Raw genomic sequence first — 3,898 nt, forward strand, 5'->3', positions numbered from 1 at the left:
AGGAGGGGCTCGAAGAAGTCAGGGGGCAGCGGCATCTGGATCCTCGCTCGACCGGTTGATTGACAATCCACCGATCGAGCGAAAATGCGCAGCGCTCAGGTCGTCAGGCCCTCGGGCTCCGGGGCGGGGGCCGGGTCGCCCTGCTTGAAGCCGGTCTCAAGCACCATCCTTGGATCGAGTTCGAGCGGCGCGCGCGACAGCACGATCTGGTCGTCGAGCCCCTCGATCTCGGGCAGCCCCGCCTTCACGAAGCGGCCGTCCTGCGCGTCGGCGCCGTGGCCGGAGGGCGCGTAGACATGGAGCGGGCCGGGTTCGACCTGCAGGCGCGTTGCGCCGTAGGTGCCCTCGACATAGGCGTCGATCGCGGCACCCGCCGCGTCGCGATCTGCGTATTTCTCCGAGCGCATCAGGAGGTCGGTGATGACCTGCTTGTCGGCCATGGTGACCCACCACAGGTCGGTGCAGGTGCTCCCGATCTCCTCGGGGCCCTCGCGCGTCTTCTCGCCATCCTCGTCGTAGAGGCTGTCCTCGTCGAACCAGCCCAGCCGCATCATCTCGCCATCGCGGTAGATGGTGGGGCTGGTGTTGCCGACGGTGATGCTGACGAAGCCCGCGCGCTCGAGATAGGCCTGCGTCTGCTGGTCTGCGCCATCATCGGCGTTGATATTGAACTCCCGGCGCTTGGTCAGCTGCTCGAGGCCCTCGTTGAAGCCCGGGATACGGAACCAGTCCGCGATCAGGAGCTCGCCCGTCGGCAGGTCCATCTCCATGTGCCGCAGCGGCTTGCGCGCGCCGATGGCCTCGGCCTCGACGTAGTTGCGCGTATCCATGTCGAAGCGCATCAGCACCGGCTCCCAGTCTCGCAGGTCGACCTTCAGCCGCTCGCCGGTGATGTTGCAGTGGACATCGTGGACCGTCCGCCAAGCCTTCCATGTCCCGTCGAGCGCGCCGACAAGGGTGTCGGGCAGCGCTTCGAGAGTCGCCCGGATCTCCCCGGTGCGCAGGCTTTCGAGGGACTTTCCGCGTTTGCCTTCTTCGCTGGCCTCCTTTTCCCGAAGCTGCCAGGCCGCATCGAAGACGACGGTGTGCCAGGGAGACTGGAGCACGTCCGTAAGCGAGCGGTTGTCATAGGCCAGGAGCGCCTCCGGCCCACCGGAGACGAGCCGGTTCCAGGCGCGCATGCTGTGGGTGTCGCGATCGCCGAGGTTTGGGCAGGGCTTCAGGGCACCCGCAGCCTGCTTTTCGATGAGCAGCGCGAAGAGCGTGTTTCCCTGGAAGTCCCCGCCGAGCAGGTCCTGCAGCTGGTCCGCGAAGGGTTCGAAGGCCGTGTGCGCGGCAAGCTCGTCGAGATGCGGCGTGAGCCGGTCGGCAATGGTCTGGCGAAGATCAGGCATGGCGGGTTGTCCTGTATTCGAGAAGGGAGGCGGCCTGGGCCGTCGTTCAGAGAGAGAGGTCGCTCTCGGGCTCGGGCTCGGGCTCGGGTGCGGGTTCGGCCGTCGCAGGATCGCCCTGCGTGAAGCCGGTCTCGAGCACCATGTCGGGGTCAAGCTCCGCGAGGGGCGCGCGAGAGAGCACGATCTGCTCCTCCAGCCCCGTCATCGGTTTCAGCCCCGCCTTCACGAAGAGGCCGTCCGGCTCCGAGCCGTTGTGGCCCGAGGGCAGGTAGACATGCAGGGGACCCGGCTCCATCTGGATGCGGATGACGCCCCAGTTCTCCTCGACATAGGCGTCGATCGCCGCCTCGGCTGCGGCGCGGTCCGCGTGCTGGTCCGAGCGCATCAGGATGTCGGCGATGGTCTGCTTGTCGGCCATGGTGGCCCACCACAGGTCGGTGCAGATCATCCCGGCCTGCTCCGGCTCCTCGGCGATCTGTTCACCCGCCTCGTTGTAGAGCGCCTCTTCGTCGATCCGCCCGAGCCGCAGGATCTCGCCGTCGCGGTAGATGGTCGGGCAGCTGTTGCCCACCGAGATATGCACGAGGCCCGCACGCTCGAAGTGGTTGCGCGTGTGCTCGTCGGCGCCCTGATCGGGTTCGATGTCGCGGCCGGGATCGCCGGCCAGTGCCTCGACGCTCTCGCTGAAGCCCGGGATCCGGAACCAGTCCGCGAGCAGCAGCTCGCCCGTTGGCAGGTTCATCTCCATGTGCCGCAGCGGCTTGCCCGCCGAGATGGCTTCGGCTTCGACAAACTGCCCGGTCTTCATGTCGAGCCGCTGCAGGACCGGCTGCCAGTCCCGCATCTCCAGCTGGAGCCGCTCGCCGGTGATGCTGCAAGCGATATCGCAGTCGCTGACGTCGGGGTCCATGTTCCCGCCTTCGACCGCCGCTGCGAGCGTGTCCGGCAGGGTCTCGAGCGTGGCCCGGATATTTTCCGGGTTGGCCGGAGAGGCGAGCCCGAGGTATTTGCCATCTGGACCCTTCTCCGGAAGGTCCAGGATGGTCATGAACAGCGTGTCCCGCCAAGCGCCGTGCAGGATGCCTGCCAGCTGGCGATCGTCGTAGGCCTTGAGGTCTTCAGGGCCCGCCTCAACCAGCCGCTGCCAAGCGTCGAGATGGCGGTTCTGCCGGTCGCCGAGGTTGCGGCAGGGCTTCAGGACGCCCTCGGCCTGCTTCTCGAGGAGGAGCGCAAAGAGCGTCTCCTTCTCGAAGGGGTCGCGCAGCAGTTTCTTCAGCGCCTTGTGGAAGTGCCCGTAGGTCTCGGACGCCACGAGGGCCTCATGATGGGGCGCGAGATGATCGGCGATGGTCTGGCGGAGATCGGGCATGTACGCGGTCCTTCGAGGGGAGGTGCTGTAAGGTGTCAGGGTGATGCGCGAAAACGGCAAGCTGGCGCGCGGCGCACGCCAACAGGCCTCATGGTCGCGAATGGGGGCGTCAGGACCGCCCGGACCCCGGCTCGAGTAGTTCGGTCAAGCACGGGCCTGCCTGCTCGGCCAAGGTCGCCGCCCGCTTCGCGTCGGAACGCAGGCGAGCCGTCTCATGCGCGCGGATATTGGCCTCGATGTCGCCCCGCAGCCTCGCGCCGCGCCCCGGGCGCGCGGAACGGACAAGCTTCGAGGCTTTCGGCCCGGATACGCCTGCGATGCCGGCAGCTTTGTCCAAGGCGGCGCGTTCGGCGGCGCGCCTCCGCTCGCGCTCGATCCTCCGCATTGCCTTATGCAGTTCCTTGCGATCGCGGTTGCGGAGGATGCGCAGACGCCTCTCCACCTCGACCCGAATGGCTAGGAGTTCGCTTCGCGTCATGGTCTTCAGGACCTGGAGGGTGGGGACCGTCATCGCGAAGCTCCAAGGCGAGAACCCTATCGAACGGGCTGTGCGAAATCTTTACATTCGGGCGCGAACATCGGCAAGGGATCTGCCCGCGGCGACACCCGCGCCCGGGTTTTCCACAGCCTTGTGCCCTCTGGACTGGGGTTCCGGGCCCGAGGTCCTTCACCGGCTGAGAATATGCGCTACCAATAGGAGAGGGCAGGCCTCAGGTCAGCGCCGCGCATCCCGGGCCAAACATGGGAGCGCGGCGCATCCACCCCGAACAGCCAGAAAAATAAGTATGCGAAAATCCTTGCTTTGGCTTTTCGCGAGGCTCTCGTAAGAATCGGATGACATTAACAGCGCGGCGCGCGCAGCCCTCAGGAGCAACGATCATGGCCGAGAAGACCGAAGAGAAGAAGGACACCAAGCGCAAGGACATCTGGACCTCGGCGCAAGGCATCGTCGACGCCGCCTCCGTCTCCAAGAACGAGAAGGGCGTCGTTTCGGCGACCATCAAGTCCGAAGGCGGCGGTGAGCGCGTCATCAAGGGCTACAACGAGAAGCAGGCCGCGGTGATCGAGAAGGCTGCCGAATCCGGCGAGGAGATCATCCTGCGCGGCGTGCTGCTGGGCTCGGCCCAGAAGGGCA

At 66.4% G+C, this 3,898-nt stretch carries 4 protein-coding genes; 1 reads left to right on the forward strand and 3 read right to left on the reverse strand.

Annotated features, from left to right (window positions below; genetic code table 11):
- Positions 1–95 precede the first annotated feature (95 nt).
- The 3 genes from ACFDS3_RS19440 to ACFDS3_RS19450 all read right to left on the reverse strand — a co-directional run bounded on the left by ACFDS3_RS19440 (position 96) and on the right by ACFDS3_RS19450 (position 3,274).
- Entirely contained in the window at positions 96–1,394 is a 1,299-nt protein-coding gene (locus ACFDS3_RS19440; protein ID WP_375263990.1) for a hypothetical protein, read from the reverse strand.
- A gap of 46 nt (positions 1,395–1,440) precedes the next feature.
- The gene (locus ACFDS3_RS19445) at positions 1,441–2,763 is read right to left on the reverse strand and encodes a hypothetical protein (RefSeq protein ID WP_375263991.1); all 1,323 of its coding nucleotides are present in this window, start codon (positions 2,761–2,763) and stop codon (positions 1,441–1,443) included.
- Between the two features lie 109 nt (positions 2,764–2,872).
- Positions 2,873–3,274 carry a hypothetical protein gene (locus ACFDS3_RS19450; RefSeq protein WP_375263992.1) on the reverse strand — a complete coding sequence of 134 codons (402 nt, stop codon included), beginning with the start codon at positions 3,272–3,274 and terminating at the stop codon, positions 2,873–2,875.
- 368 nt (positions 3,275–3,642) lie between these two features.
- Between ACFDS3_RS19450 and ACFDS3_RS19455 the strand changes: the two genes are divergently transcribed.
- A partial coding sequence (locus ACFDS3_RS19455; RefSeq protein WP_375263993.1) for a hypothetical protein occupies positions 3,643–3,898 on the forward strand: 256 nt, incomplete at its 3' end.

The sequence above is a fragment of the Palleronia sp. genome (genome assembly GCF_042089775.1).
Taxonomy (GTDB): Bacteria; Pseudomonadota; Alphaproteobacteria; order Rhodobacterales; family Rhodobacteraceae; genus Palleronia.

Excerpts from the sequence above, each read along its gene's own strand:
- ACFDS3_RS19440 (WP_375263990.1), bottom strand. The coding sequence starts at position 1,394 with ATGCCTGATCTTCGCCAGACCATTGCCGACCGGCTCACGCCGCATCTC.
- ACFDS3_RS19445 (WP_375263991.1), bottom strand. The coding sequence starts at position 2,763 with ATGCCCGATCTCCGCCAGACCATCGCCGATCATCTCGCGCCCCATCAT.
- ACFDS3_RS19450 (WP_375263992.1), bottom strand. The coding sequence starts at position 3,274 with ATGACGGTCCCCACCCTCCAGGTCCTGAAGACCATGACGCGAAGCGAA.